22 protein-coding genes and 1 pseudogene are annotated in these 26,576 nt (G+C 55.9%); 14 read left to right on the top strand and 9 right to left on the bottom strand.

Features of this window, described 5'->3' with window-relative positions; all coding sequences use genetic code 11:
* Positions 1–54: 54 nt before the first annotated feature.
* Positions 55–1,365: a peptidoglycan DD-metalloendopeptidase family protein gene (locus J7I43_RS07430; RefSeq protein ID WP_209144798.1), complete on the bottom strand. Its 1,311-nt coding sequence runs from the start codon at positions 1,363–1,365 to the stop codon at positions 55–57.
* Positions 1,358–1,954 (bottom strand): alpha-ketoglutarate-dependent dioxygenase AlkB, encoded by a 597-nt coding sequence (locus J7I43_RS07425; RefSeq protein WP_209144797.1) that lies wholly within the window; start codon positions 1,952–1,954, stop codon positions 1,358–1,360. Before J7I43_RS07425 ends, J7I43_RS07430 begins: the two co-directional genes overlap by 8 nt.
* 31 nt (positions 1,955–1,985) lie before the next feature.
* Here J7I43_RS07425 and J7I43_RS07420 point away from each other — a divergent pair, with 31 nt between their 5' ends.
* Positions 1,986–3,509 (top strand): SulP family inorganic anion transporter, encoded by a 1,524-nt coding sequence (locus J7I43_RS07420; protein ID WP_236023338.1) that lies wholly within the window; start codon positions 1,986–1,988, stop codon positions 3,507–3,509.
* Between the two features lie 2 nt (positions 3,510–3,511).
* On the opposite strand, the gene J7I43_RS07415 is transcribed toward J7I43_RS07420, so the two are convergent.
* Complete coding sequence (locus J7I43_RS07415; RefSeq protein WP_209144792.1) at positions 3,512–3,700, bottom strand: hypothetical protein; 189 nt, start codon at positions 3,698–3,700, stop codon at positions 3,512–3,514.
* Positions 3,701–3,755: 55 nt separating this feature from the next.
* On the opposite strand from J7I43_RS07415, the gene J7I43_RS07410 reads away from it, so the two are divergent.
* A complete protein-coding gene (locus tag J7I43_RS07410) occupies positions 3,756–4,895 on the top strand; it encodes a DUF3472 domain-containing protein (protein WP_209144790.1) in 1,140 nt (379 codons plus the stop codon).
* A gap of 58 nt (positions 4,896–4,953) precedes the next feature.
* Here the strand turns inward: J7I43_RS07410 and J7I43_RS07405 are convergent, their stop codons facing one another.
* The gene (locus tag J7I43_RS07405) at positions 4,954–5,178 is read right to left on the bottom strand and encodes a hypothetical protein (RefSeq protein WP_209144788.1); all 225 of its coding nucleotides are present in this window, start codon (positions 5,176–5,178) and stop codon (positions 4,954–4,956) included.
* A 209-nt stretch (positions 5,179–5,387) separates the two neighbouring features.
* On the opposite strand from J7I43_RS07405, the gene J7I43_RS07400 reads away from it, so the two are divergent.
* The 3 genes from J7I43_RS07400 to J7I43_RS07390 are packed head-to-tail and all read left to right on the top strand — an operon-like array spanning position 5,388 to position 7,570.
* The gene (locus J7I43_RS07400; protein WP_209144786.1) at positions 5,388–6,344 is read left to right on the top strand and encodes a manganese catalase family protein; all 957 of its coding nucleotides are present in this window, start codon (positions 5,388–5,390) and stop codon (positions 6,342–6,344) included.
* A gap of 3 nt (positions 6,345–6,347) precedes the next feature.
* Positions 6,348–7,019, top strand: coding sequence for a DsbA family protein (locus J7I43_RS07395; protein ID WP_209144784.1), 672 nt, complete (start codon positions 6,348–6,350; stop codon positions 7,017–7,019).
* A gap of 29 nt (positions 7,020–7,048) precedes the next feature.
* On the top strand, positions 7,049–7,570 hold the full coding sequence (locus J7I43_RS07390) for a GNAT family N-acetyltransferase (protein ID WP_209144782.1): 522 nt from the start codon (positions 7,049–7,051) through the stop codon (positions 7,568–7,570).
* A gap of 1 nt (position 7,571) precedes the next feature.
* Here J7I43_RS07390 and J7I43_RS07385 read toward each other — a convergent pair whose 3' ends face one another.
* Positions 7,572–9,686, bottom strand: coding sequence for a type IA DNA topoisomerase (locus J7I43_RS07385; RefSeq protein ID WP_209144780.1), 2,115 nt, complete (start codon positions 9,684–9,686; stop codon positions 7,572–7,574).
* Between the two features lie 53 nt (positions 9,687–9,739).
* Positions 9,740–10,690 (bottom strand): EcsC family protein, encoded by a 951-nt coding sequence (locus J7I43_RS07380; RefSeq protein ID WP_317197063.1) that lies wholly within the window; start codon positions 10,688–10,690, stop codon positions 9,740–9,742.
* Between J7I43_RS07380 and J7I43_RS24920 the strand changes: the two are divergent.
* Positions 10,635–10,751 (top strand): annotated as a pseudogene (locus J7I43_RS24920) (murein L,D-transpeptidase catalytic domain-containing protein); the annotation flags it as partial. The gene J7I43_RS07380 and the pseudogene J7I43_RS24920 overlap by 56 nt on opposite strands.
* A 50-nt stretch (positions 10,752–10,801) precedes the next feature.
* Here J7I43_RS24920 and J7I43_RS07375 read toward each other — a convergent pair.
* Complete coding sequence (locus tag J7I43_RS07375; RefSeq protein ID WP_209144776.1) at positions 10,802–11,824, bottom strand: LacI family DNA-binding transcriptional regulator; 1,023 nt, start codon at positions 11,822–11,824, stop codon at positions 10,802–10,804.
* A 345-nt stretch (positions 11,825–12,169) separates the two neighbouring features.
* Here J7I43_RS07375 and J7I43_RS07370 point away from each other — a divergent pair, with 345 nt between their 5' ends.
* The 3 genes from J7I43_RS07370 to J7I43_RS07360 all read left to right on the top strand — a co-directional run bounded on the left by J7I43_RS07370 (position 12,170) and on the right by J7I43_RS07360 (position 18,589).
* Positions 12,170–15,277: a SusC/RagA family TonB-linked outer membrane protein gene (locus tag J7I43_RS07370; RefSeq protein WP_209144774.1), complete on the top strand. Its 3,108-nt coding sequence runs from the start codon at positions 12,170–12,172 to the stop codon at positions 15,275–15,277.
* Between the two features lie 24 nt (positions 15,278–15,301).
* Positions 15,302–17,119 carry a RagB/SusD family nutrient uptake outer membrane protein gene (locus J7I43_RS07365; protein ID WP_209144771.1) on the top strand — a complete coding sequence of 606 codons (1,818 nt, stop codon included), beginning with the start codon at positions 15,302–15,304 and terminating at the stop codon, positions 17,117–17,119.
* A gap of 102 nt (positions 17,120–17,221) precedes the next feature.
* Entirely contained in the window at positions 17,222–18,589 is a 1,368-nt protein-coding gene (locus J7I43_RS07360; RefSeq protein WP_209144769.1) for a Gfo/Idh/MocA family protein, read from the top strand.
* A 49-nt stretch (positions 18,590–18,638) separates the two neighbouring features.
* Here the strand turns inward: J7I43_RS07360 and gloA2 are convergent, their stop codons facing one another.
* Together gloA2 and J7I43_RS07350 are read right to left on the bottom strand one after the other, a co-directional pair.
* Complete coding sequence (gene gloA2, locus J7I43_RS07355; RefSeq protein ID WP_209144767.1) at positions 18,639–19,028, bottom strand: SMU1112c/YaeR family gloxylase I-like metalloprotein; 390 nt, start codon at positions 19,026–19,028, stop codon at positions 18,639–18,641.
* A 117-nt stretch (positions 19,029–19,145) separates the two neighbouring features.
* The gene (locus J7I43_RS07350) at positions 19,146–21,086 is read right to left on the bottom strand and encodes a lectin-like domain-containing protein (protein WP_209144765.1); all 1,941 of its coding nucleotides are present in this window, start codon (positions 21,084–21,086) and stop codon (positions 19,146–19,148) included.
* 95 nt (positions 21,087–21,181) lie between these two features.
* On the opposite strand from J7I43_RS07350, the gene J7I43_RS07345 reads away from it, so the two are divergent.
* The 5 genes from J7I43_RS07345 to J7I43_RS07325 all read left to right on the top strand — a co-directional run bounded on the left by J7I43_RS07345 (position 21,182) and on the right by J7I43_RS07325 (position 26,548).
* Complete coding sequence (locus J7I43_RS07345; protein ID WP_209144763.1) at positions 21,182–22,330, top strand: putative sensor domain DACNV-containing protein; 1,149 nt, start codon at positions 21,182–21,184, stop codon at positions 22,328–22,330.
* An 81-nt stretch (positions 22,331–22,411) separates the two neighbouring features.
* On the top strand, positions 22,412–23,728 hold the full coding sequence (locus J7I43_RS07340) for an AAA family ATPase (protein WP_209144761.1): 1,317 nt from the start codon (positions 22,412–22,414) through the stop codon (positions 23,726–23,728).
* 1 nt (position 23,729) lies between these two features.
* Positions 23,730–24,980: a tetratricopeptide repeat protein gene (locus J7I43_RS07335; RefSeq protein WP_209144759.1), complete on the top strand. Its 1,251-nt coding sequence runs from the start codon at positions 23,730–23,732 to the stop codon at positions 24,978–24,980.
* Complete coding sequence (locus tag J7I43_RS07330; protein WP_209144757.1) at positions 24,977–25,300, top strand: cupin domain-containing protein; 324 nt, start codon at positions 24,977–24,979, stop codon at positions 25,298–25,300. The genes J7I43_RS07335 and J7I43_RS07330 overlap by 4 nt, the downstream gene beginning before the upstream one ends.
* 9 nt (positions 25,301–25,309) lie before the next feature.
* Complete coding sequence (locus J7I43_RS07325) at positions 25,310–26,548, top strand: tetratricopeptide repeat protein (RefSeq protein ID WP_209144755.1); 1,239 nt, start codon at positions 25,310–25,312, stop codon at positions 26,546–26,548.
* Positions 26,549–26,576: the final 28 nt, after the last annotated feature.

Genomic DNA, 26,576 nt, shown 5'->3' with positions numbered 1-26,576 from the left:
CCCTGCCCTTTCCCGGTTGAAGCCCTGAACCCGCAGGAAATTTCTCTTTCTTTTTCATTCTTCCACCCAACCTTCATTTTCCCCTGCCTTTACCAGTTGAAAACCGTTGAAAGTGCCCAGCACGGTGATGTTCCCGCCTTCGGGGACCAATGTTTTCACGCCCGCTACAGTGGACGGCATGTCCAGCAGGCGCAGCGTGTCTTTCGCCTTTCGGTTGCGGTAAGATTTGCCCGTTACCGCCGAACTTTCGATAAAGCCTTCCCGCTGATCGGGCAATTCTACCCGGTACCAGCCACGGTAAACGGCCCTCACCCGCAACACATGATTGGCGGGCAGTTTCACCGCCACGGCGCCGTTCTTTTCAGGCGTTTCACGAAGCGATGCGGCCGTGGCCGTGCGCGCCATATCGTTCAGCAAGTCGAGCGAAGCGGTTACGGCGGGCGCTTCCGATTTGAATGAACGGATAAAAGGCAGCGGGTCTACCGCGCCGCCGCTGGTGTAAATACCGAAATGCAAATGGGTAGGTGTATTGCGGGCATTACCGGTATTGCCCATCAGGCCGAGCGTATCGCCGGTGGACACACGCTGGCCGGCAGACACCAATTGCTCGTCGAGGTGCGCGTAATACAGCGTGTAATCTTTCTGTTCCGGCTGCATGAACACCACTTTTCCACCCAGGTTGTTTTCCCCGGCCCGCGTAACAAAACCGTCTGCCGCGGCCACTACCGGCGTGCGGAATTTCCCGAAGATGTCTACTCCTTCATGACTGCGCGCGCCATGGTCGCGGCTGTCGCCCCAGAAACTGCCGATCTTCGATGCGGTGCCCCCGCTTACGGGAAAAGCCAGGCTGGCGGCAGTGGTGACAGACACGGTGTATTCCGCGCCTTTCAGCAACTCGGGTTGCAGGCGGAGCACCAGCCTGCCGTCGCGGGTCACCTCGTGCTCGAGCACACGGGTAAGCGTATCGGCCGATGCAATAAAAGATGAAGTATTGTTTTCCGCCGGCTGCCAAAGTTCCGTAAACAGCAAAATATTCCCGGGCGGCTGTACGCTCACCCGCACCACGATCTTTTCACCACGGCGAACGGCGAACGCATACCCGGCCGCGGCGGGTTTTTCGGCAGGGAAATAACCGGTTTCGCGGTAAGGCAGCGTGATGGAAAGCGGGCGCGCCAGGGCTTTGTCTGCCGCGGCAAACCAGGCGCTGCCCAAAGCCGTTTCTTTCAGTCCGCCCGAAGTAAGGCTGCTCGCATATTGCTCGTGTGGAGTTCTTTTCACAAAAAGCCCTCTTTTTGCGGTGGAACAGGCGGCGCAAAACAGCAACGCTGCCAGGGAAAACGGCGCCAGGTATCGCAGGTTAATCATTTTCACTGTTTTTAACGGTGCGTAATGTGATGGAGTACCGCAACTGTTGTACCGGCGCAATGCTGTGCTGCCACAAAGCGCGCGCTTCGCCCGCCATGATATACAACGAGCGCCGCTCTACGGGAAAAGAAAACAGCGGGCGTTTTTCTTCGTGCGGCCGTAAACGGAAGCTGCAATCTGAAAGCAATGAAATACCGGCCACCATGTTGAACGGCGGAGCGTCGCGGTGCCAGTTGATCACCGCGCCCGGCGGGTATTCCGTGACCAGCAGCTCCAGCACTTCCTCCGGCGACACCTGCGCCGCCCGCGCCACTTTTTCGATCAGCCAGCTGAACGTTTCGGGAATGGGCCTGCCCTTTTTGAGATGTTTGTCTTTAAAGCTGTAATCGAAACCGAAACTGGCAGTTTTCCTTTTCGCGGCATACCCCTGGAACATAAACGTATGCAGCTCCAGCGCTGCAATGGTCTCCACCAGCGAGGTTTCTTCCTTTTCGGAGATGAAGCCGGGGAAATACAGGAACCCGGGCGGGTAATCGAGCGGTATGTCGAACAGCGTGAGCATACCCAACCCGTGCCAAAGCTGTGCCATAATGGGAATAATATGTTTAGTTTTGCGCGCGATGAAAGCATACCTGAACCTGTTCGACCTCTCGCAGAAAGTCAATTATAAAAACGAAATACTGGCCGGGCTCACCGTAGCCATGACGATGATGCCCGAATCGCTGTCTTTCGCCATACTGGCGGGTTTCCCGCCGTTAACGGGCTTGTACGCGGCTTTTATCATGGGCATTGTGACGGCCATTTTCGGCGGCAGGCCGGGCATGGTGTCTGGCGGGGCGGGCGCTACGGTGATTGTCCTAATGGCGCTGATGCGCTCGCACGGGTTGGAATATGTGTTTGCGGCGGTGGCGCTGGCGGGGCTGCTGCAGATCGCGGTGGGCGTGTTCAGGCTCGGGAAATTCATCCGCCTGGTGCCGCAGCCCGTGATGTACGGTTTTGTGAACGGGCTCGCAGTGATCATTTTCAGTTCGCAGTTCCGGCAGTTCAGGCTGGCGGACGGCTCCTGGCTGTCTGGACCTGCCTTGTGGACCATGGCGGGACTGGTGGCGCTTACCATCGGCGTCATTTTGCTGTTCCCGCGCATCACCAAAGCCGTGCCCGCTTCGCTCGCCGCGATCGTGGTGATATTCGCCGTGGTGCAGGGCTTCGGCATCGATACCAAAACCGTGAAAGATATTGCGTCCGTCAGCGGCGGCTTTCCGCCCTTCCATTTGCCCAACATACCGCTGAGCTTCGACACGCTGCAGACCATATTTCCCTACGCGTTGATCATGGCCGGCGTGGGCCTTACCGAAAGCCTGCTCACGCTGAACCTGGTAGACGACATCACCGGCAACCGCGGCCGCGGCAACAGGGAATGCGTGGCCCAGGGCGGCGCCAACATCCTCAACGGTTTCTTTTCCGGCATGGGCGGCTGCGCGATGATCGCGCAAACGTTCGTGAACCTTTCCGCCGGCGCGAGGGCGAGACTGAGCGGCATTATTGCCGCGCTCACGATACTGGCGGTGGTGCTGGTGGGCGCGCCGGTGATAGAACGGTTGCCCATGGCGGCGCTGGTAGGCGTGATGATGATGGTGGCCATCGGCACTTTTGAATGGGGCAGTTTCAGGATCATCAACAAAATGCCGAAGCAGGACGTGATCACCGGCATACTGGTGGCGGTGATCACTATTTGGCTGCACAATCTCGCGCTGGCCGTGCTGATCGGCGTAGTGATCAGCGCGCTGGTATTTGCATGGGAAAGCGCCAAACGCATCCGCGCGCGGAAATATACAGACGATGCGGGCGTTAAACATTACGAGATCTACGGCCCGCTGTTCTTCGGCTCCGTCACCGCGTTCACCGAAAAGTTCGATGTGGCGGGCGACCCGGCGGAAGTGATCATCGATTTCAGGGAAAGCCGCGTGGCGGATATGTCTGGCATCGAAGCGCTGAACAAACTGACGGAAAAATACCGCGCCGCGGGAAAAACATTGCATTTGCGCCATCTCAGCGAAGATTGCAGGCGTTTGCTGCACAACGCCTCTTCCGTTATCGAGGTGAACGTGATGGAAGACCCTTCGTACAAAGTAGCCGCTGAATAAATTTATTTCCCCGCTCGTTTCATCAAAAAATAACTGACCGCCACCTGGAAAATGATCCCGGGCAGGGCGCGGAACGTACGGCTGAGCTGGCCGCGGTGCGCGTTCATGTACGAAACGTAAAAGATGGTGATCGGGCGGACAATAGCTCCGCCGACGGCCGCGGCTTTCATCACCGCACTGTCAAAATACACGGCCGGATTGGCAAATGCCCGCGCGCGGCCATAGCTTGGGTCGTAAATATCCCGTATGAAACGATTCGTATACTCTTTGTTGTTCCTTTCCCTTTCCTTTTGTACCGCCGCGCGGGCGCAGAAAAGCAACGCCGCGCCATCGCAGCACCTGCGGTATAATTTCGCGTCTGACGCGCAGCTGAAGATGCAGAAAGTGAAGATCACCGCTTCCGCCTACACCACTTATTTTTCCGTGTTCAACTGGGCCGGCGGCTACGCGGGGCTGCAGCAAACGCCAGACAGCTCTTCCGGCGCATCGAAGATCCTGATCGCATCGCAGTGGGACCCGAACACGGCGGGCGGCGTATTCGCCAAACTGGCCTATGCCGGCGATAAAACGAAATACAGCCGCTTCGGCGGCGAGGGCGATGGCGCCAAGACCATCAATCCTTACAACTGGGAGCTTAATACCTGGTACAACTTCGTGATCAAATGCTGGAAGCAGGGCAATGAACAATACATCGCCACGTTCGTGCAGAACCTGCGCACGGGCGTATGGTTCCATACTTCCACGCTGCAGATACCCGCAAGGGAGATCTTTCTCGGCCCGCGCTCCGGCGCTTTCCTGGAAAACTGGGTGGGCGAGGATCCCCGATGGGACGGGCGTTTCGTGCGTAAAGCCTGGTTTAAGGACTGCTGGAACCTGAACGTAAAAGGCGAATGGGAAAAATCCGCCGCCCGCTGGTTCAGCGCCAACGACAACGACGCGCGCCGCAACGGCCGGTACGACCGCAGTTTCAATGCCGGTTACAGTGCTAAAGAAGATGCTTATTTCATGGAACACGGCGGCGATGTGCGCCCCGGCCCCAATTTCGGAGAAGGCCGCAGGGTAGATCTGCCCGAACAGGCCGGCCAGGGCGACCGGCCGCAGCTCACCATCGGCGCGGTGGCTTCCGTAACAGCTGTGTACAGCAAGGATTCAGTAACGGTGAACTGGCTCATCAACCCCGCGAAAAGCCCGCAATTCGCCTCGAAAGTGGAGATCCTGGCAAAAGACGGAACGGTGTTGCAAACAGCGGAAGGAACGCTTCCGCAGCAACGCAGCGCGCGGGTAAAAACCGAACTGGCGAAGGGAGAATACGCGGCACGCGTAAGCATCACGGATATTTTCGGCGGGCAATCGAAGCCGGTGACAGTGAAATTGATAGTGCCATAACAATATAAAAACAACACAGGCAGCGACGTATGCGCTGCCTGTGTTTGCGATTCCGCCGTCAGCCCTGGCTTTCCCGCGGCTGACCGCCTTCCCGTTCTATATTATCTGCTTCTTCTTCAGACAGGCTGTTTTCCTCAAGATCTTCCTCATCCAGCACCGGCGATCCGTCGTCCTCTACCGGCGCGTTTTCGTTGAAGGCACCTTCGTTCTCCTGTTCTCCTTCCTTACGGATGTTCAGATCATCCTCCTGTTGTGGCTGTTGAGATGTTTTTGTGCTTTTCATAAATCCTGCTAAAGCCACAGGAAGTGAGGAACGGGCGCATCACATTGATGCGGACGCTAATGCTGAAGGGGCGATTTGTCTACCATGCAAAAATCCGGATTGCCGGAAACCGGGGCTATTACAGGGACCCGGAGGGTTATTGGTGAATGGAATACTTGTTGAGACTGATTGTAGGCAAACGATTCCGATCACCATAAAAAACCTTTGTTATGTTCTACCATGTAAAAGAACTTCAGTTCAATGCAAGAGTATCGAAGCCAGATCCCCGGTTCGCCGCATTGCTGCTGGAACAATTCGGCGGCGCCAACGGCGAGCTCGCCGCCGCCATGCGTTATTTCACGCAGGCGTTTGGTGCAAGGCACCCGCATCCTGACAAATACGACCTGTTGATGGACATCGCCACGGAAGAGTTCAGTCATCTTGAGATCGTGGGCGCCACGATCCAGATGCTGCTGACGGGCATCAACGGGGAGCTGAAGAACGCGGCGGACAATTCCGAGATCATGCAATTGCTGGACGGCAAGGCGAACAAGGATAACTTTATTCACCAGGCCATGATGTCTCCGCAATTCCTGACATCCAGCGGCGGCGGGCCGGCCATCACTAACAGCCAGGGCGTGCCGTGGACGGCCGCTTACATCAACGGCGACTGCAATGGCGACCTTACGGTAGACCTCCGGTCGGACATTGCCGCCGAATCGCGCGCCAAAGTGACGTACGAATATCTTCTCCAGTTCACGGATGACCCGGCGGTGAGGGAAACGCTGATGTTCCTGATGACGCGTGAAGTGGCGCACTTCCAGATGTTCGAGGCCGCGCTGGACAGCATTCAGCCTAACTTCCCGCCCGCCGTGCTGCAGAGCGACCCGCGTTACAGCAACCTGTATTTCAACATGAGCAACGGCTCCGCCGTACGTGGCCCCTGGAACGAAGGAGAAAGCTCACAGCTCGGGGAAACCTGGCAATACATCAACGACCCGGTGAAACACATACTTGAAACCAACGGGCTGCTGAACTGCGAGCCGAAAGGCACTGCGAGGACGATAGACGACGTAATGGACAGGGACGTTGCGTTCAGCCAGGAAAAAAGCACGGAGATAAAAAGCGCCGTTCCCCCAGGGGAGCAACAATGGAGCCAGAGCGCGGTAGACGCCAACACGAAATAAAATATGGAACAAACGCAACTGCATATTACTTATTACACAGATCCGCTTTGCTGCTGGAGCTGGGCTATGGAGCCCGCGTGGCGGCAGCTGCTCGCGTCGCATGAAGGCCGCGTGAGCCGAAGGTATTGTATGGGCGGGCTTTTGCAGGACTGGCAGCATTATCACGATCCCGAGCAGCATGTATCGCGTCCCATTCAGATGGGACCGGTATGGCTCGACGCGAAATATGCTTCGGGCCAGCCAATCAACGAACGGATCTGGATAGCCGATCCGCCCGCATCCAGCTACCCCGCGTGCCTGGCCGTGAAATGCGCCGCATTGCAGTCGCCGGATGCGGAAGAAGTTTACCTGTATGCCCTGCGAAAGGCCGTGATGGCCGATTGCAGGAATATCGCCAAAAAAGAAATATTACTGGCCGTTGCCGGTGAAGTGGCGGCAGAAGGATTATTGGACGCAGGTGTGTTTATAAAAGACCTGGAGGCCGGGAACGGCCTCGAATCGTTCCGGGCCGATCTCCAGGAGACCGCTTACCGGGGCATTCACCGTTTCCCCTCCATGGTTTTGCAATCGGCAAACGGCGAAGGCCTGGTCATAAAGGGCTACCGGCCGCTGCCCTCATTACTGGAAGCGGCGGAAAAAGTGCTCAGCGCCCAAACGCGCGGCCACCGGGCCTGAGCAAGCGCGGAATTGATTATCTTCGGCGTATGCATTCGCCCATCCGCATCACCGCCCTTCGCCGCCAGCCGGACATTACCGCCGCATTGGCGGAGCTGATCATCGAAACCGTCGCGCACGGCGGTTCCGTCAGTTTTATGCATCCTTTGCCTGAAGAAAAAGCCGTTGCGTTCTGGGAAAATTCCCTGGCGGCAGCCGATCGCGGGGAACGAGTGGTATTGGGCGCATATCTCGGCGAAGAACTGGCGGGCACCGTCACTTTGCTGCTCAATTGCCCGGACAACCAGCCGCACCGCGCGGAGATCGCGAAAATGATGACGCGCGTAAGCCGCCGCGGGCAAGGCATTGCGCGCTCGCTGCTGGAAGCCGCGGAAAAGATCGCGGCGGCGCGCGGCAAAACCCTGCTCACGCTCGACACCGCCGAAGAGGAAGGCGCCGCGGGGTTGTATGAAAAAATGCAGTATGAAAAAGCGGGGCTCATCCCGGACTTCGCGTTAAAGCCGCATGGCGGGCTTACCGGCACTGTGCTGTATTACAAACGGATCGGCTGAGCTATTGTTCTACCGTTATGCCGAACGTTTCATTCAGCACGATCTTTCCTTCCACTTCGCTGTTTTCCAGCTTCAGCCCTTTGATCTTGCCGGTTTTGCCTTTTGTAAGCAGATCGGATAATTGTTTGTCGCTGAGTTTTTTACCGAATACCTCGAACGGTATTTTGAAACCGCACACCGTGAAATTGCCGCAACCATAGGCCGTGTTGCCTTTTTTGACGGGATGGGTTTTGCATTTGGGGCATAATATTCCTTCCAGCTCAACGGGTTTCTTCGGCGTTTTGGGTTTGGGTGTTTCGTCCTTTTCCGGCGGCGCTTCCGGCGTGATGGTAATGGCTTTGCCGGTGTTGTTCTTTACTTCGTGCGTGAGGTCTACCACCATCTGAATTAATTCCTGCTTGAAGGTTTCCATTGCATATTCGCCTTTTTCGATCAGGCGCAGCTTGCGTTCCCAGTTGCCCGTCAGTTCCGGGCTTTTGAGCAGTTCGTTCTGAATAGTGTCTATCAGGTCGATGCCGGTTTGCGTGGCAAAAATGTTCTTCTTTTTTTTCTCGATGTATTTCCTGCGGAACAGGGTTTCGATGATGTTGGCGCGGGTGGAGGGGCGGCCGATGCCATTGTCTTTTAGCAACTCGCGCATCTCTTCGTCTTCCACCTGTTTGCCCGCCGTTTCCATGGCGCGCAGCAAAGTGGCTTCCGTGTAGGGTTTGGGCGGCGAAGTTTTGCCTTTGTGAATACGCGGCTCGTGCGGGCCGCTTTCCCCCACTTCAAACACGGGCAGTATTTTTTCCGCTTCTTCCGGCTCCTCTCCTTCCTTTTGCGCGGGCGCATCGTTGGCGTACACTTCTTTCCAGCCGGGCTCGAGAATTTGTTTGCCCGTGGCTTTAAACTCCACCTGGCCTACTTTTCCCAGCACGGTAGTGTTGGAAATTTTACACTCCGGGTAAAACGCCGCGATAAAACGCCGGGCCACCAGATCGTAGATCCGTTTTTCGTCGAGGTGCAGGTTTTCGGGGTACATGCCGGTGGGAATGATGGCGTGGTGGTCCGTCACTTTTTTATCGTCGAATACGGATTTGAGCTTTGGGATGGGCTTCTGAAGAATGGGCGCGATGAGGTTGGCGTAAGGCGTCATGTCTTTGAGAATGCCTTCGATCTTCGGGTGAAGGTCTTCCGAAAGGTACGTGGTATCTACACGCGGGTAAGTGACCAGTTTTTTTTCGTAGAGGTTCTGGATGTGTTTGAGCGTTTCGTCCGCCGAGTAGCCGTATTTTTTATTGGCCTCCACCTGCAGGGCCGTGAGGTCGAACAGGCGGGGATTGCCTTCTTTGCCTTCCTTTTTTTCGAACGAAGTGATCTCGAAAGGATGTTCCTTCAGGTAGGCCAGTCCTTTCTCCGCGCGTTCCACCTGCACGATGCGGTCGATGGCGGCGGTGAACTCCGTTTTTTTGTAGATGGTTTTCAGTTCCCAGTATTCGGCGGACACAAAAGCGTTGATCTCTTTCTGCCGCGCCACGATCATGGCGAGCGTGGGCGTTTGCACCCTGCCGATGGAAAGCACGGCTTTTCCCTGCGCAAATTTTTTCGTGAAGAGCCGCGTGGCGTTCATGCCCAGCAACCAGTCCCCGATGGCGCGGGCGCTGCCGGCGGCGTACAGGTTATCGTATTGAGCGCTTTCGCGCAGCTGGCTGAAACCGTTGCGGATGGCCTCTTCCGTGAGGGAGGAGATCCAGAGGCGTTTCACCGGCGCGGCGCATTTGGCTTTCAGCAGTACCCATCGCTGGATCAACTCTCCTTCCTGCCCGGCGTCGCCGCAGTTGATCACTTCTTCAGACCGGTTCACCAGTTCCTCGATCACTTTGAACTGTTTTTCCACGCCCTTGTTTTCGATGAGTTTGATGCCGAAATGAGACGGGATCATAGGCAGGTCTTCCAGCCGCCAGTATTTCCAGTATTCGTAATAGTCATGCGGTTCCTTTAGCGTGCAGAAGTGCCCGAACGTCCAGGTAACCTGGAAGCCGTTGCCTTCATAATAGCCGTCTTTTCTTGTTTTAGCGCCCAATACTTCCGCAATGTCTCTTGCCACGCTGGGCTTTTCCGCGATACAAACTTTCATAACCTGCGCCAAAGTTCGGGCATTGGGGGGAAATTATAAAACGGGGGAACGGGTCATTTTCCCAGAATCCGCATACGGTAAGCATTCATCGCGGTAACGCCCAGCCTGTCTACCAGCCGGTAATTCACCACCAGGCCCACCGCCGCGCCCACCACGGGCAGCAGCTGACCCATTTTTGCCAGGTCGATATGGTCGCGGTACTCGATCTGGAACGTTTGCCAGTCGAAAGCGTTGATGTCTTCGGGCAGTTCCTTGCTTTTGCGGTCCCAGTCCCTGATCTGCTCAAACACTTTACGCCGGTGCTGCTGGCTGCTGAAAGCCAGCTGGAAAATATTGAGGATGTATACCCTTTCTTTGTAATCGTTCACATCAAAACCGTAAAACGCCGCGATATCGAAAAGCAGCTTGAGTTTCATGCCGAGCAGGATGGGGAAATCGGCCAAGCCCAGCAGCAGGCCGCCCGCGCCGGTAACGCCGCCTTCGGCAGCGGCGGTCTTTTTATAAAAATCGATCCGCCGGCGCACCGCTTCCTCCAGCCCGAAGAACGAGGGGAACACCGGCGTGCGCGGCGCCGTATAGGCGGAACCGTAAAGCACGCCCCTCACCATCTGTTTGATGGTAACGGTGATGGCGTTGTGCACTTTCTGCGGGATCAGCCGGTTGATGCGGGCCTGCACGTTTTTGCTGAGCCGGTCGGTAAACGAAGGCGCTTTTTGCATTTTCAGCTGCCAGGTTTCCATTTCCGCCCTTGCCTGTGCTTCGTACAACATGCTTTTTGATTTATGGAAAGAAAAGTATTTTGCGTTTTGTAATCCATGCGCACGCTTTGTTATTTTATCCCTGCATTGCTCCTGCTCGCCGCCTGTGAAGAAAAAAAAACCGGTGCGCGACAGGCCGCCCGTTCCCGCCGTTTGCCATGGCCAGGGGCCGGATAACCGGGTGGAAACCGTGGCGTTCTCCAACCAGCCGGGCAGCCGTTGCTCCTCGTCCGGAAAATACCGCATCGGCGGCAAATACAGCGGCCGTTTCGGCACCGCGTACAAACTGCACGGGCTAGACGCGACCAATTCCAACGCCTTCGAACGGTTCGTGGTGCTGCACGGGCACGCCTGCGTTCATTCCCCGTCGTCGTGCACCACCAGCCTGCAGGGCAGCTGGCTGCTGCGATACACGCGTTCCGTGTTCTCCCCGTCTTCCCCTATCCTTTCAAACAGGATGCGCGCGGCCTCTTCGCCCATTTCGAACGAGCTTTCTTCGATGGAAGCCAGCGGTTTATGGTCCAGGTGATGCAGGATGGGCAGGTTGCCGAAACCGGTGAACTGCACTTTGTCTACCAGCTCCGGGTAATATTTTTTAAGATAATCGATCGCGTCGAGCGTAACGTAGTTTTTGAAGGTGACGATGGCCGTGGGCGGCTCAGGCAGCCGCATGAGCCGCTGCATGGCCGCGAAAGTGCCGGCGCGCGTGAGGTCTACGCATTCCGTCAGTTCGTTCCTGAACGGGATGCCGTGATTGGCCAGCGCCTGTTTATACCCTTCGAACCGCGCCTGGCTGGTGCGCATGCCCGCGGGGCCCATCAGGTGGGCGATGCGGCGGTGGCCTTTGCCGATCAGGAACTCCGTGGCCATTACCGCGCCGTCGTGATTGTTGGACGATACGTAGTCGAACTGGCCGGATTTCGGCTCGCGGCCGATACACACCACGGGAATGCCGATGGACAGCAGTTTTTCGAACGGCTGCATATCCGTGCGGTTTTTGGTGATAGACACGATCACCCCGTCTACCCGGTTGCGGATCATCACGTCCACGATCCTGTCTTCCTTTTGTTCGTCTTCGTGCGACTGCGTGAGGATCACGTTATAGCCGTTCTTTTCCGCGGTTTCTTCCACGCCATTGGCGGCCACGGCGTAATACTGGTCGAGAATGTCCGGAATAATGAGGCCGAGCGTGAACGACTTCGCCAGTTTAAAATGCCGGGCGGCTTCGTTCGGGATGTAATTCAGTTGTTTGGCGAGCGCTTTCACGCGTTCGCTGGTGAGCGCACTGATGGAAACGTCGTTATTCAACGCTTTCGACACGGTGGACACCGACATATTCAGTTTTTTGGCGATATCTTTAATAGTGACCCCTCTTTTCATGGCAGCCTGAATTGTACCCGGCATGATACAAAATCTATTTCAAACGTTGTAACTCTATTTTTTTCATGATCGCCAGGATTAAATCGATTGCAATTGTTAAATTGGTTGCAGGATTAACAGTAGAACAGTGATCATACCATCTTTATCGAGACTAACATCGAAAATCCTCTTGTAACACAGCTGACACAAATTATTTCACGTTAAAACCTTTTTGGGATTCCGCGTTCATCAGATTCTCAGATTCCACAGACTAACATATCGTTTCCATTTTCTAAATCCACAAACTGATCCACAATGACAATTAGTATCAGGAGGAGGCTTCTATTGCTATCCTCGGGCTGTTGTATGCTTAACTTTATGCTGTTGACGGCCGGCGGTTCCGCCTTTGCAAGGCCACACGAAGCCAGCCTCTTTTCCCACGCGCGATTTGCCAAAACAGTGAAGGGCACTATCAAAGACCAGACGGGCAGCCCGCTTCCGGGCGTTACCGTGGTCGTGGAGGGCACCAACAAAGGCACCGCTTCCGACGCAAACGGGAATTTCGAGCTAAAAGACGTGCCGGACAACGGCGTGCTCGTATTTTCCTACATCGGTTACCAGACCCTCAAAATGCCCGTTGCCACCACTACATCCTGGAACATCATTTTAAAGGACAATGCCACCGAGCTGGACCAGCTGGTGGTGGTAGGTTATGGCACGCGTAAAAAATCCGACGTAACGGGCGCCGTGGCGCAGGTGAAAGTAACGCAGCTGGAAAATGAAAACCCGGCCACCATGCAGGACGCGCTGCGCGGCAACATCCCGGGCCTCACCGTTACTTCGTCCAACTCCGCCAAAGGCGGCGGCGACCTAGTGGTGCGCGGCCGTTCTTCCGTAAGCGCCGGTTATTCCCCGCTTATCGTGCTCGACGGGGTGATCTATCCCGGCGCGCTCAGCGACATCAATCCCAACGACATACAGACCATCGACGTACTGAAAGATGCGAGCGCGGCGGCCGTTTACGGCGCCAAATCGGCTAAAGGCGTGGTGCTGATCACCACCAAACGCGGCGCCAAACCCAAACCTACGGTTACGTTAAATTCCAATATCGGTTTGTCTGCCATTGCCATGAACCAGCCCCTGTACGACGGGCACGGTTTCGTGAAATGGAGGACCGACGTATTAAAAAGCGTGAACGCCACCGCGCAGCCTTACCGCTTCGACGACCCGCGCACCCTTCCTTCAGACATCACCATCGACGAATGGAAGGCGTACGACAACTCGCAGGGCGACCCGCTGGACATCTGGCTGAACCGCCTCAAGATATTGCCCGTGGAAGTGCGCAATTACAAAGCAGGCAAACAGACCGACTGGTACAACATGATGTTCCAGGACGGCCTGCGCAACGATCACACCATCAGCGTGGGCGGCCGCGGCGAAAGGGTTAATTATTATATCTCCGCCGGCTATACGAACAACGAAGGGTTTATTGTAGGCGACAAATTCTCCACTTTCCGCACCCGCATCAACCTCGAAGCGAAAGCCGCAGACTGGGCCACTGTTGGCGTGAACATGCAGTTCGCCGACCGCGACGAAAGCCAGGTGCCGGTAGACTGGGGGCAGATGGTGAACGCATCGCCCTGGGGCGAGGTGTATAAAGACGACGGCGTAACCCTGCGCGACAGCCCTAACGACGACGTAGGCAACAACACCAACCCTTTTCTCAACAACGTTTACCAGGACCGCCTGCAGAAATTCAACACGCTGTTCGGCTCGCTTTACCTGAAGGGCGACCTGGGCTATGGGTTTTCGTACCAGGTGAACTTCACGCCCAACTTCGAATTTGGCCGTTACTTCAACGCCAACCTCGCGAAAGACTTCCGTTACGCGGCCCGCAAGGGGTATGCCATCAGGAGGGAGCACACCATTTACAACTGGCAGCTGGATAATATCCTGAGCTGGGTGAAATCGTACGGCGACCACGACTTCGACGTAACGCTGCTGTTCAACGCCGAAAAGTACCAGAACTGGCGTAACCAGATGGAAAACGAAGGGTTTGACCCGAACGACAACCTTACCTGGCACAACATCGGCGCAGGCATCAAACCGGTGATCTCGAGCTTCGATTCGGTGTCTACCGGCGATGCGATGATGGCCCGCCTCAACTACGGTTTCAAACAAAAATACCTGCTCACCGCATCTATCCGCCGCGACGGTTATTCCGCCTTCGGCGCCTCCAACCCGCGCGCGAATTTCCCGGCGATCGGCTTCGGATGGGTATTCTCGAAAGAAAATTTTGTGAACCTTCCCTGGATGGACTTTGGTAAGCTCCGCGTGTCCTGGGGCGTGAACGGCAACCGCGAGATCGGCCGTTACGAAGCGCTGGGCGACCTTGCCACCGGCAAATACCAGTACATCACGCCCAGCGGCCAGCTCGTGCTCGTATCGCAGCTGTACGGCAGCCGCATGCCCAATCCCAACCTCAAATGGGAAAAATCCACTTCTTATAACCTCGGCCTCGACTTTGGGATCTTCAAAAACCGCCTGAGCGGTTCGGTAGACGTGTACGACAAACGCACGAAAGACCTGCTCGTGCTCAAAACCATCTCCGACGTAACGGGTTATTTCAATGTAATGGACAACCTCGGGGAAGTGCAGAACAAAGGTTTCGAGCTTAGTCTTAACAGCGTGAACATCGACCGGAACGGTTTCCGCTGGAGAAGCAATCTCAACTTCTCGCTCAACCGCAACAAGATCATCAGCCTGTACGGCCCGGTAGACATCAAAGACGCGAGCGGCAAAGTGATAGACCGCCGCGAGCTGGACGACCGCGCCAACCGCTGGTTCATCGGTCATGAGCTGGACGAGATCTGGGACATGCGCATCCTTGGCGTATGGAAAACCACCGAAGCCGCCGAAGCCGCCAAATACGGCGTGAAACCCGGCGATTTCAAACTGGAAGACAAAGACGGCGACGGCAAATTCACCGACGACGACCGCCAGTTCCTGGGTTACCGCACGCCGCGTTTCCAGTGGACGTTAAGGAACGAGTTTTCCTATAAAAACTTCGACTTCTCCTTTATGTTCTACTCCAATTGGGGCCAGCAGGCGAATTACAACATCGCCAAAAACAACTCCGGTTTCATCGACCGTCAGAACTCATACGTAATGCCTTACTGGACGCCCGAAAACCAGATCGACGACGCGGCGCGCCTGTTTTCCAACAACGGCAGCCTGAGCTTCGACGTGTACCGCAAAGCCTCGTTCATCCGCCTGAGCACCGTAGCGCTGGCATACACCATTCCCCCGAAGCTGATCAACAAATACGGCATCGAAAGTTTCAAGCTGTTCGCCAACGTGAGCAACGCCGGCATTTACCAGCCGAACTGGAACTTCTGGGACGCGGAATACGTGTACGGGAACAACAACCCGCCCGCGCGCAACTGGTCATTCGGCCTGAACGTAACGCTTTAATTGATTTACACAAAACACCGAGTTATGCTATTCCGATCAAAACATATCACTTTTCTTTCGATACTCACCGCGGCCGTGCTGGTAACCAGCAGTTGCGGGAAAGACTGGCTGAAGCCTGAACCCCTCTCGTTTTACGAGCCGGACCTGACGTATGTAGACGCCGCGGCCATGCGCTCGGCCCTCGTAGCCTGCGCGCGCAATGCCAGGATAGAATATTACGGGGACAATCCGCCCATTCTCACCGAAATGCTTTTTTCCGAAATAACGGTAGAAGGCACCACCGATAAATCGGGCCCGGCGCAGGACCTCAACCTGCTGATCACGCCGGACCTGGCGAACCTGAACAATGCGGACCGCGCGCGGATCTTCCATTACTGGAGCGAAGGATATAAAGGCATCAAATACGCCAATACCGTGATCTCCAGGATAGACAACGCCAAATATGCCAGCGATGCGGAAAGGAACGCCATTCTCGGCTCCGCTTACTTCCACCGCGCCATGCGTTATTACCGCCTTTGCATGCAGTTTGGCGACGTGCCGGCGGTGATGAAAGAATTTGCCGAGGCCAAGACCGACTTTTTCTCCACCAAACGTGACGTGATACTGGCGTACATCAAAAAAGACCTGGATTCCGCCAAGGACTGGGTGGGCGATAATGTGAACCGCGGCGAAGTGACCAAAGGCGCCATCCTGCACCTGCTTACCAAGGTGAACCTGGCGCTGGGCGAATTCGACGATGCGATCGAATCGGCCACCGCGGTGATCAACGGCGGCGCTTATTCGCTGATGCGCCAGCCATTCGGCTCCACCAAAAAGAACGTGATCTGGGACCTTCACCGGCCCGAGAACAAATCGCTGGGTGAGAACAAAGAAGGCCTGTTCATGATCATCGACCGGTTCGGCGACGGCGGCTACGACGGCGGCATGCGCATCATGCGCCAGGCCGTGCCGTACTGGGGCACCAACGTCAGCACGCCTTCAGGCAAAAAAGGCACGAACGACAACACCAACCCGGAATTCGTTCAAAGCAACCTCTACGGCAGGGGCATCGGCCGGTGCAGGCCCACGCCTTACAGCCAGTACGAGATCTGGTCTGATACCAACGACCTCCGGCATGCGAAAGGCAACTGGATGAACATGGAAGACCTCGTGTACAACGATATGGGCCTCAAAAATTCCAACGATCCGTATTACATGAAGAACCTCCAGCTGCGCAACAGCAGCGGCGGCCTGCTGTGTACGGACACCATCCGTTCCTGGTTCGGCTGGCCGCATTACAAGGTGTTTATTCCCGACACCGAAAACTCTCCCATGCAGGGCGGTCATAGCGACTGGTACATCTTCCGCCTCGCGGAAACCTACCTGCTCAGGGCCGAGGCGTATTATTGGAAAGACCAGCTGGGGCTGGCGGCAGACGACATCAACCAGGTACGCACGCGCGCACATGCCGCGCCCATCGACGCCGCGCAGGTAAACATCGGCACCATTCTCGACGAACGCGCACGGGAACTATTCTACGAAGAACCGAGGAAAACCGAGCTTACCCGCATTGCGCTGATCTTCGCCAGGACCGGCAAAGCCGCTTACAACGGCAAAACCTATCAAATGGATAATTTCTCGGACAATAATTTCTGGTACGACAGGACCATCGAAAAAAATGTGTTTTACCGCGACGGTATCGTCACCAATCACGGCGACAAATACACCGTCAGTCCGTTCCACGTGTTTTGGCCCGTGCCCGCGCGTTCGCTGCAGGCCAATCCCAACGGCGTGATCAACCAGAACAAAGGATATGTGGGATACGAGAAAAACATTCCTCCATCAGACGAGATTGTAGATTAGCATACACTTTAGCACAAATGGAAAACAGGGCCGCCCTCTTGCAGGGCGGTCTTTTTTTTGTATTTTTAGCTGAACTGAAAACCTAGAACCCATTCCACGGCTATGACACAATTCTCCATCAACCGCCGCCATTTTCTGAAAGGCGCTACTGCGTCGCTGGTATTGTCTGCGCTCGGTGCGGACGCGCTGGACATTCTCCATCCGCCGCGGCCCATGCGCGTAGCGCTGATCGGTACCGGCTGGTACGGCAAAAGCGATCTTTTCCGCCTGATACAGGTGGCCCCGGTAAACGTGGTGGCCCTTTGCGATCCGGACCGCCAGCTGCTCAACGAAGCGGGCGCCATGGTGGCACAACGGCAGAAAAGCGGTGCCGTGCCGAAGTTGTACGGCGATTACCGGAAACTGCTCGCCGAAAATGAACTGGACATCGTGCTGATCGGCACGCCGGACCACTGGCATGCGCTGCAGACCATCGACGCGCTGAAAGCCGGGGCCAATGTGTACGTACAAAAACCCATCAGCGTAGACGTGCTGGAAGGCGAAGCCATGGTGGCGGCCGCGCGCAAATACGGCAAGGTGGTGCAGGTGGGCACGCAACGCAAAAGCACGCCGCACCTGATAGACGCCAAAAAAAATATCGTAGATGCGGGACTGTTAGGAAAGGTGTCGCATGTTGAAATGTGCTGTTATTATCACATGCGCGCCAACGGTAACCCGGCGCTGCAGGCCGTTCCGGATTATTTCGATTATGAAATGTGGACCGGCCCCGCTCCCCTCCGCCCCTTCGACGGCATGCCGCATACCCGCTGGTGGCGCACGTTTATGGAATACGGCAACGGCATCATGGGCGACATGTGCATTCATATGTTCGACACCGTGCGCTGGATGCTGCAGCTCGGCTGGCCGAAACGCGTCAGCTCCACCGGCGGCATTTACGTACAGAAAGAAGGCAAATCCAACATCGCCGATACACAAACCGCCATTTTTGAATACGACGGCCTCAACTGCGTATGGCAGCACCGCACCTGGGGCACGCCCGCAGACCCGAAGTATCCCTGGGCGCTTACGTTGTACGGCGAAAAAGGAACGCTGAAAGCCAGCACCATGAGCTATGATTTTATCCCGCAGGGCAAAGGCGAGCCGATTCATAAAGATGTGGTGTACGAGAAAGAAAAGTACCCGGAGGATGTAAACGAAAAAGCCATCGAGCTGAACGCCGCGCCCGCCACGCGCCTGCATATGATCAACTTCCTGGAGGCGATCGCTACGAAAGGAAGGCCCGTGGCCGATATTGCGGAAGGACATATTTCCACGGCCAGCTGCATACTGGCGAATATTTCCATGCAAACCGGCCGACCGCTGATATACGATCCCGCGCAACGGATCGTGGTGAACGACCGCGAAGCCACCGGGCTGCTGCAACGGCCATACCGCGCGCCGTGGGAACATCCGGCAGCGGGGCTTGTCTAAACCGATCCTGCAGAACTTTTATAACAGGCGTGGGGCAACCCGCGCCTTTTTATTTTTCATACAGTTCCAGCGGCAACCCGTCTGGGTCGGTAAAGAAGGTGAATTTTTTCCCGGTGAATTCATCGGTGCGCACGGGCTCGGTGGTAACGCCCTTTTGCCGCAACGCGGCGGCGGCTTCCTCCACATCGTTCACCTCGAAAGCCAGGTGCCGCAACCCGCGGGCTTCGGGGGAAGAAACGCGCGGCGGCGGGGAAGGAAAAGAAAACAGCTCGATGATATAATGGCCGTTCAGCGAAAGGTCCAGCTTCCAGGAATTGCGGGCCTCGCGGTATGTTTCCGCCGATACCGAAAACCCCAGCGTTTCGGTATAAAATTGCTTCGAACGTTCGTAATCGGAACAAATGATGGCGATATGGTGTACTTTGGTCAGCTTCAGCATGCCGCAAAAATAAAAAGACTGCGCTAATAAAAGTTATGCCGGGAAGGAGAATTAAAGGTAGCGGCAATCAAAAAAAGAGGAGCAACGAAAAGACAAAATTCTATACAGAAAAGTTTTCTATCGGATGAGGGTAACGGTGCCGCGGCGGTTGAACATGCGGCCCTGGTAGTCGATGCCCTGCACCATCCACACGTAAGTGCCGGCGGGCGCGGGGTTGCCGTTGAGCTTACCGTCCCAGGTGGCGGACAGCGAATGCGTTTCGAATATGGGGCGGCCCCAGCGGTCCCAGACCCTTAAGAAGTCCAGCTTCGGCACGCCGGGCGCTATTACTTTAAAATAATCGTTCACACCGTCGTTGTTGGGGGTGAAACCGGTGGGAACGTAGAATTCCGGACCGGCGTACACTTTCACGAACAGCTGCCCTTCTTCGCGGCAGCCTTCGGGCGAGGTGACCGTTACGTTGTACCGCTGGTCTTTCTGCAATACCGCCACGGGGTCGCTGATGTAGGGATGGCTGAGACCGGTGGAAGGCGTCCATTGAAAGTGCAGGTCTTCCCCGTCCGCCACCGCGTTCAGCTGCAGGGGCTGACCTTTGGCGATCAGCGTGTCGCGGCCGGGGCGGAGGTTGAGGTCCGTCACCCCCACGTGCAGCCCTGCGGGTTTGGCCACGCATCCGTCTACCGAAACAGCATGCACTTTTGCGTCGTATTTACCGCCTGCCGGGAATTTGTAAGCCACATTCTGCTGCCGCAGCGTGTCTTCCCCGATAGTCCAGTACCAGCTGGCAATGCCGATGGCCGGCGTGCGGTTGATGCCTTTAAAGAGATTTTCTTCCCCGATGCAGGCGTTGCGGCCGATGCCGCCGATCTCCGGCGAAGGGAATACTTTCACGGTTTGCATGGCGTTGCCGGCGCAGCCTTCGGCGCTGGTCACTTCCAGCCGAACGGGATAACTGCCCGGCGTAGTAAAGGGCGCAAGCGGGTTTTGCGCGGAAGATGTTTGCCCGTCCCCAAAATCCCAGGACCATTTGGCGGCGGTGCCTACGGTTACTTCCGTTTCGTCTTTCATTTGCAGCGGGTCGCCGAGGCATAAGGGCTGCTGCCCGAATTTCACTTCGGGGTAAGAACCGATGGTGACGGTCTTTTTGAGCGTATCGGAAATACAGCCGCTGTTATCTTCGATCACGAGCTTTACATCGTATTTGCCGGCCTGTGCGTAACGGTGCGCGGGCGGCGAGGGAACGGTGAATTTTGTGCCGTCGCCCAGGTCCCAGTGCCAGCGGGTGACGTTGCCGAAGGAACTGGAATTGTCTTTGAACTTCACGGGCGTTCCGTCGCAGAAAACCTGGCCGCCATCGAAATAAAACGAAGAGCGCAGCGCGGCGCAGAATTGCTGAACGTTGGACGAGCCGCCGGTGGAACCGGCAAAACCCCAGTACACTTTCGGGTTGCCGCCAAAGATCTCCCCCACCAGGTCTTTATTGATAATGATCCGTTGTTTATTGTCGATGCTTACGCGGAGGGTATGCGTGGACGCGTTCCATTCAATGCGGAACAGGTGCCATTTGCAATCTTCAATGTTCTCATTGCCGTCTGCCACCATCACGGGCGCCGCAAGGTCTCCGCCGGGCAGCAGGTGATCGCTCACACCGTTCATCTGGATGGCGAGATGGTCCCAGGGCGGGTCGTTCTCTTCGTTATTCTGATAAGTATCTATCAATACGCCCAACGAAGGGCTGATGCCTTTAAAACCCAGCCCCTGGCCGGTCGTGCCGAGATTGGTGCCCTTGGTCTGGAGAATAAAACCGATACCGTCCGCCCCCGGCCCGTCTTTGCAGCCGAGATTGACATCGAACACATAATCGAAGGACTGCGAGAGGTCTATCATGTTTTTGTTCCAGGCGGTACCGCTTTTGTCGGGACCGTCTTCCGTAAGCACATAGCAGTTACAGTTCCGCTGTGTGGCGGAGCCGTTCAGGATGTACGGCTGCTGCATCTGAGCATAAGCCCCTGTAAACGCGTGAAGTAAGATGATATTGAAAATCAGTGATCTCGTCATCTGGTCATCTGGGGAGTTGGCACGGCGGCGGCAAGATATAACAAATCCCGTACTTGCGTCGAAAAAGTCTAAATTAGCAACGAAATGAGAAGCACATGGACCTGAAGAACGGAACTACTTACAAAGCCGCCATCAACGTGGCGGGAACGATAGAAGCGCATTTCCGGAAACACTTTACAGCCGCCAAAGCGAATAGTGAGGACGAACTTGCGGCGGTACCCTGCGGGCCTGTGATCGAGAAGATGATCGATGTTGCGTTCTGGGCCAGCCTCCGCCGGGAGGAAGGCATTCCCACCCGCATTTCCCTTGCTTATTTACATCCTTCGCAGGCGATTAAACCTTTGTTGTTCGAACAGCGTCTTCCCCTTACTCCCAAAGTGCTGGCCAAGCTCGCGCCCGGGGTGGAGCGCGCCGGCGTGCATGTGGGCGTGTGGCAGGAAGGCGAAGAATTATACATCTGGGGCACCACCATCAACCTGCCCAACTATTGTTTTGTGCTCGACGTAAGCGAGCCGGGCCTGCTGGTGGTGAAACACCGCCGCGTGGCGGGACTGGGCAAATTCATCAATGTGGCGGTACTGCAGGGCGACAGCGTGAAGGTGGTAGACGAGCATTGCGGCGTGAGCGACGATTGCCCGGGCATGCTCACCACGCTGCTGGGGCTGAACTCCTCCCCTTTGTGGAACGACCCCACCAACGTGCTGATACAGATCGCCGTGAGCATGCGGGCGCATAAACGCGGCGGCATATTGCTGGTAACACCCGCGGACAACGACCGGTGGAGGGAATCGGTGATACACCCGCTGCAATACCCGGTAAACCCCGCGTTTTCGGGCGTGGCGGACCTTATCCGGCTGGACAGCGACGTAACCAGCGAGATCTATTGGCAAAACGCCCTGAAACGCGAGGTGGACAACATTACCGGGCTGACGGCGGTAGACGGCGCCACGGTGATCAACAACCACCAGGAGTTATTGGCGTTCGGCGCAAAGATCACGCGGGCGTTCAGTTCCACTTCCGTGGAAGAAGTATTGATGACCGAGCCGGTTGTAGGCGGCACGCCGCTGCTGATGCACCCTTCGAGGATCGGGGGAACGAGGCATTTATCCGCCGCGCAGTTCGTGCACGACCAGCGGGACGCGCAGGCGCTGGTAGCTTCGCAGGACGGGTATTTTACCGTGTTTTCCTGGTCGGACGCATCGCAGATCGTAATGGCACACAGGATAGACGTACTGTTGATCTAACCTGCTGGTTCACAAATGTTTAACATCCCTTTTTTTGTATAACCGTTCAATTGATAATTTATTTGATATCTTAGTTTAGCCATGACACAAAGTACTATAGACAGCCTCCGGGAAGCGTTGAAATTTTCGCCGGAAAACGTTCCCCTCAGGCTGCATCTCGCGGAAACACTCTTCAACCTGAACCGGCTCGAAGAAGCTGAGAAAGAATACCTGGAAGCACTGGGCATCGAGCAGAACGACAAGGCGCTGATCGGCCTTGCCAAGGTTTATTACCGGAAAGAAGCCTACGCCACCTGCAATGTGATACTCGAAGACCTGATGAAATCGCAGCCGGACAACCTGGACGTGCTGGTGCTGTATACCCGTTCTTCCCTCAAGGAAAACGCCTGGGACAATGCACGGGAAACCTATCAGCGGCTGCTGGAGCATTACCCGAATTTCTCAGACGAAGAGCTGGACGCGCAGCTGCGCGTGCGGGGGCAGCAGGCGCCGTTTTCGGAAGACGAAGCGGGCGACGACGAAATATCGCTCTTTATGCAAAAGCCCGACATCAATTTCTCGGATGTCAGCGGCATGGAACAGGTCAAAAAGGAGATCGAGATCAAGATCATCCAGCCGCTGCGGCACCCCGAGCTGTACAAGGCTTACGGCAAAAAGATCGGCGGCAGCATATTGCTGTACGGCCCTCCGGGCTGCGGCAAAACCATGATCGCCAAAGCCACGGCCGGCCAGGTGAACGCCAAGTTCATCAACGTGGGGCTCAACGATATTCTCGACATGTGGCTGGGCAATAGCGAAAAGAACCTGCACAAGATCTTTGAATACGCGCGCAAAAACACGCCCTGCGTGCTGTTCTTCGACGAGATCGACGCATTGGGCGCCAGCCGGGCCGATATGAAACAGTCCGCCGGCCGCAACCTCATCAACCAGTTCCTGCAGGAGCTGGATGGTGTGGAGAACGACAATACGGGCATCCTCATCCTCGGCGCTACCAACATACCCTGGCACCTCGACCCCGCGTTCAGGCGTCCCGGCCGCTTTGACCGGATGATATTCGTGCCGCCGCCCGACCAGGAAGCACGTACGGCGATGCTCCGAATTAAATTAAAAGATAAACCAATCGAAAATATTGATTACGAAGGTATTAGTAAAATAACTCCCGAGTTCTCCGGGGCGGATATCGCAGCGGTGATAGACATGGCGATCGAAGAAAAACTGGAAGCCTCTTTCCTCGAAGGCGCGCCTTTGCCACTGAAGACGAAAGACCTTCAGAACGCCGCAAAAAAGCACAAGGCCAGCACGCGCGAATGGTTTTCCATCGCCAAAAATTTCGCGTTGTATGCCAACGACGCGGGGTTGTACGACGATATCCTTCATTACATGAAAATCAAAAAATAGCATGCACGATCAATTGTTCCAACGCGCCATCCTGCTGATGCAGCAAAAAAAATACAGGGAGGCGCAGACCATTTTAAGCAGCATGCTGGAACAGGACCCGCAGAACCCTGACATCCTGAGCCTGTTTTGTGAAGTAAAGATCCAGCTGGACGATTTCGATTCGGCCATGCAGCTGGTGAACCATGCCATCGGCATAGCGCCGGCGGACGCCCGCCTGTTTTACCAGCGCGCGCGCATTTATCTTCAGCGCGAAGAATACACGCCGGCGGAAACCGACCTCGGCCACGCCATTACGCTCGACCCCTACGACGCCGATTATTTCGCGCTGTACGCCATGATGCAGAACAGCCGCAAACGTTTCGAACATGCGCTGCAATTGTCCGAACAAGCGCTGGAAATAGACCCGGAGAACATTTACGCCCTCAACGCGCGCAGCACCGCGCTGCTGAAGCTCAACCGCAAGGAAGAATCTTTCGCGGGCATCGAAGGCGCGTTCCGTCAGGACCCGCATAACGCCTACACGCACGCCAATTACGGATGGGGATTGCTCGAAAAAGGTTCGCCCAAAGAAGCGCTCAATCACTTCCGCGAAGCGCTCCGCATCGATCCTTCGCTGCAGCTGGCGCAGGCCGGCATGATGGAAGCGCTGAAAGCAAGGTACCTCGTATACCGCCTGTTTCTCAAATACGCCTTTTTTATGGGCAACCTCACCGCGAAATACCAGTGGGGCGTGATCATCGGGCTGTACCTGGTGCTCAGGCTGCTGAATACGCTCGGCAACAACAATCCCGCGCTGCAACCTTACGTAATGCCGATCGTGATATTGTTGTCGCTTTTCGCGTTTTCCACCTGGATCATCACCCCGCTCAGCAACCTCTTCCTGCGCTTCAATCCTTTCGGAAAACACCTGCTTGATAAAGATGAAATAACATCATCTAACCATGTGGCTATCAGTTTTTTAGTCGGGATAGCCGGCGTGGTTGGTTTTCTCGTTACCTGGGAAGAGCCCTGGATCTGGCTGGCCATTTTCGGCATCACCATGATGATCCCTTTGAGCGTGCGCCTGATGCCTTCGCGCAATCCGCTGGTGATGACCCTTTACACGCTCGGGCTGGGCATCGCCGGTTTACTGGCGATCGTTTTCGCGTTCGCGGGGCATCCGGGTAATCTATTCGGCATCATTTACGTGGGCGGGATGCTCGTTTTCCAGTGGGTCGTGAATTATATGTCCATCAAACGCAGCAACAGATGACAACACCACAATCTTTCCAGCAATTGCCCGACCGCGAGGTAGTACCGGGATTTACCGGCCGTTTCCTCCATGGCGAAAAACACACGCTCGGTTATTGGGAAGCCAAAGCCGGTTCCACCCTGCCGGTGCACCGGCACGAGCACGAACAGATCTCCTACGTGCTTTCCGGCACGCTGGAGATGGAGCTGGACGGCGTAAAACATACCCTGCGGACGCACGACGTGCTGCTGATCCCTTCCAACGTGCCGCATGGCGGGTACGCCGTAACCGATTGCCAGCTGATCGATTCGTTCAGCCCGGTGCGGGAGGACTACAAGTAATACCGCAGCATGAATCAAGACCTATACCGCCGCGCCGCCATTCTCGTGGAACGCGGGAAATACAAAGAAGCTGCATTTATTCTCAGCGACCTGCTGGCACATGAGCCGCAGAATCCCGAAATACTGGATCTGTTTTCCGAAGTGAAACTGCAAACCGGCGAGCCGGAAACCGCACTTGAAATGATCACTTCCGCCATCGGGCTGAACCCCGAAAAAGACCACTTGTTCCATCAGCGCGCACGTATTCATCTTGAAAAGTATGATTTCAGGTCTGCGGGAGACGACCTCGAGGAAGCCGTGCGGCTGAACCCGCTGTTTGCCGGCCACTTCGCGTTGTACGCCTTGGTATCGGTTAATATGCAGCTGTATAGGAAAGCGCTCGAATTGGCAGACAAAGCGCTTGAGCAAGACCCGCAAAATACCCTCGCTATGAATGCGCGGCACATCGCGTACCGGCAACTTAGATACCGGGAAGAGGCGGAGACGGCGATCATGGATGCATTCAGTCATGACCCTGAAAACGAGCTCACCCATGCCAATAAAGGCTGGAGCCTGCTGGAACAAAAAAAGCCCCGGGAAGCGCTGGCGCATTTCCGGGAAGCGCTGCGCATCAACCCTTCCTACGGTTATGCGCTGGCAGGCATGAAACTGGCTACCAATACCCAATACTGGCCTTACCGCGCCCTGCGGGCTTTTACAGGCTGGTTGCAAAGCTCTTCGGAGCTTAATAAAAATCTCGTGCCGCTTTCCTTTTTGCTGCCGCTCACAGCGGTGTTTCTCCTGAGCCTGAAATATAAGGGCATGCAGCCTTACTGGATGATGCTGGTATTCACTATTCTCGCTATTTTTTCAACACACCTCCTGTACGTGCCGGTATGGAATTTTTTCATGCTGATGCATGCCGGCGGCAAACAACTGCTCACAAAAAAAGAAACCGCCGCCGCCCGGTTGGCCGGCTCCTGCCTGCTCACCGGGCTGCTGGGCCTCGCGGGTTACCTTGTTGCGCTGAATCCATTGATGCTGGCTATTTATATGGTGTTCATCTCACTCCTGTTACCGCTTCACATAAACATCTCCGTGCAGCGGGGCAAAATGCGAAAGTACGCCGAAGCGGTGGTGTCCATTGCGCTGGGCATTTCCGTAATGGCCGCCGCCGTGGTTATGCGGGATACCGTGAACCTGTTCACCCTCGCATTCTTCGCCTGGACCTTTTACCTGCGGCTCAGCCTCATGAAACGGGCGAAATAGACAATCATCCCCTCCTCAACCGTTACCC

The sequence above is a fragment of the Chitinophaga chungangae genome, assembly GCF_017742215.1.
GTDB classification, from domain to species: Bacteria; Bacteroidota; Bacteroidia; order Chitinophagales; family Chitinophagaceae; genus Chitinophaga; species Chitinophaga chungangae.
Note: the sequence above shows the minus strand (reverse complement) of the source record. Positions and strands in the feature narration are given on the sequence as shown.

What these genes read in the sequence shown, in the direction of transcription:
- J7I43_RS07430 (WP_209144798.1), bottom strand. Translation starts at nt 1,365, where the DNA reads ATGATTAACCTGCGATACCTGGCGCCGTTTTCCCTGGCAGCGTTGCTG.
- J7I43_RS07425 (WP_209144797.1), bottom strand. Translation starts at nt 1,954, where the DNA reads ATGGCACAGCTTTGGCACGGGTTGGGTATGCTCACGCTGTTCGACATA.
- J7I43_RS07420 (WP_236023338.1), top strand. Translation starts at nt 1,986, where the DNA reads ATGAAAGCATACCTGAACCTGTTCGACCTCTCGCAGAAAGTCAATTAT.
- J7I43_RS07410 (WP_209144790.1), top strand. Translation starts at nt 3,756, where the DNA reads ATGAAACGATTCGTATACTCTTTGTTGTTCCTTTCCCTTTCCTTTTGT.
- J7I43_RS07405 (WP_209144788.1), bottom strand. Translation starts at nt 5,178, where the DNA reads ATGAAAAGCACAAAAACATCTCAACAGCCACAACAGGAGGATGATCTG.
- J7I43_RS07400 (WP_209144786.1), top strand. Translation starts at nt 5,388, where the DNA reads ATGTTCTACCATGTAAAAGAACTTCAGTTCAATGCAAGAGTATCGAAG.
- J7I43_RS07395 (WP_209144784.1), top strand. Translation starts at nt 6,348, where the DNA reads ATGGAACAAACGCAACTGCATATTACTTATTACACAGATCCGCTTTGC.
- J7I43_RS07390 (WP_209144782.1), top strand. Translation starts at nt 7,049, where the DNA reads ATGCATTCGCCCATCCGCATCACCGCCCTTCGCCGCCAGCCGGACATT.
- J7I43_RS07385 (WP_209144780.1), bottom strand. Translation starts at nt 9,686, where the DNA reads ATGAAAGTTTGTATCGCGGAAAAGCCCAGCGTGGCAAGAGACATTGCG.
- J7I43_RS07380 (WP_317197063.1), bottom strand. Translation starts at nt 10,690, where the DNA reads ATGCGGTATTTTCCGGACGAGGAGCAACGGCTGCCCGGCTGGTTGGAG.
- J7I43_RS07375 (WP_209144776.1), bottom strand. Translation starts at nt 11,824, where the DNA reads ATGAAAAGAGGGGTCACTATTAAAGATATCGCCAAAAAACTGAATATG.
- J7I43_RS07370 (WP_209144774.1), top strand. Translation starts at nt 12,170, where the DNA reads ATGCTTAACTTTATGCTGTTGACGGCCGGCGGTTCCGCCTTTGCAAGG.
- J7I43_RS07365 (WP_209144771.1), top strand. Translation starts at nt 15,302, where the DNA reads ATGCTATTCCGATCAAAACATATCACTTTTCTTTCGATACTCACCGCG.
- J7I43_RS07360 (WP_209144769.1), top strand. Translation starts at nt 17,222, where the DNA reads ATGACACAATTCTCCATCAACCGCCGCCATTTTCTGAAAGGCGCTACT.
- gloA2 (WP_209144767.1), bottom strand. Translation starts at nt 19,028, where the DNA reads ATGCTGAAGCTGACCAAAGTACACCATATCGCCATCATTTGTTCCGAT.
- J7I43_RS07350 (WP_209144765.1), bottom strand. Translation starts at nt 21,086, where the DNA reads ATGACGAGATCACTGATTTTCAATATCATCTTACTTCACGCGTTTACA.
- J7I43_RS07345 (WP_209144763.1), top strand. Translation starts at nt 21,182, where the DNA reads ATGGACCTGAAGAACGGAACTACTTACAAAGCCGCCATCAACGTGGCG.
- J7I43_RS07340 (WP_209144761.1), top strand. Translation starts at nt 22,412, where the DNA reads ATGACACAAAGTACTATAGACAGCCTCCGGGAAGCGTTGAAATTTTCG.
- J7I43_RS07335 (WP_209144759.1), top strand. Translation starts at nt 23,730, where the DNA reads ATGCACGATCAATTGTTCCAACGCGCCATCCTGCTGATGCAGCAAAAA.
- J7I43_RS07330 (WP_209144757.1), top strand. Translation starts at nt 24,977, where the DNA reads ATGACAACACCACAATCTTTCCAGCAATTGCCCGACCGCGAGGTAGTA.
- J7I43_RS07325 (WP_209144755.1), top strand. Translation starts at nt 25,310, where the DNA reads ATGAATCAAGACCTATACCGCCGCGCCGCCATTCTCGTGGAACGCGGG.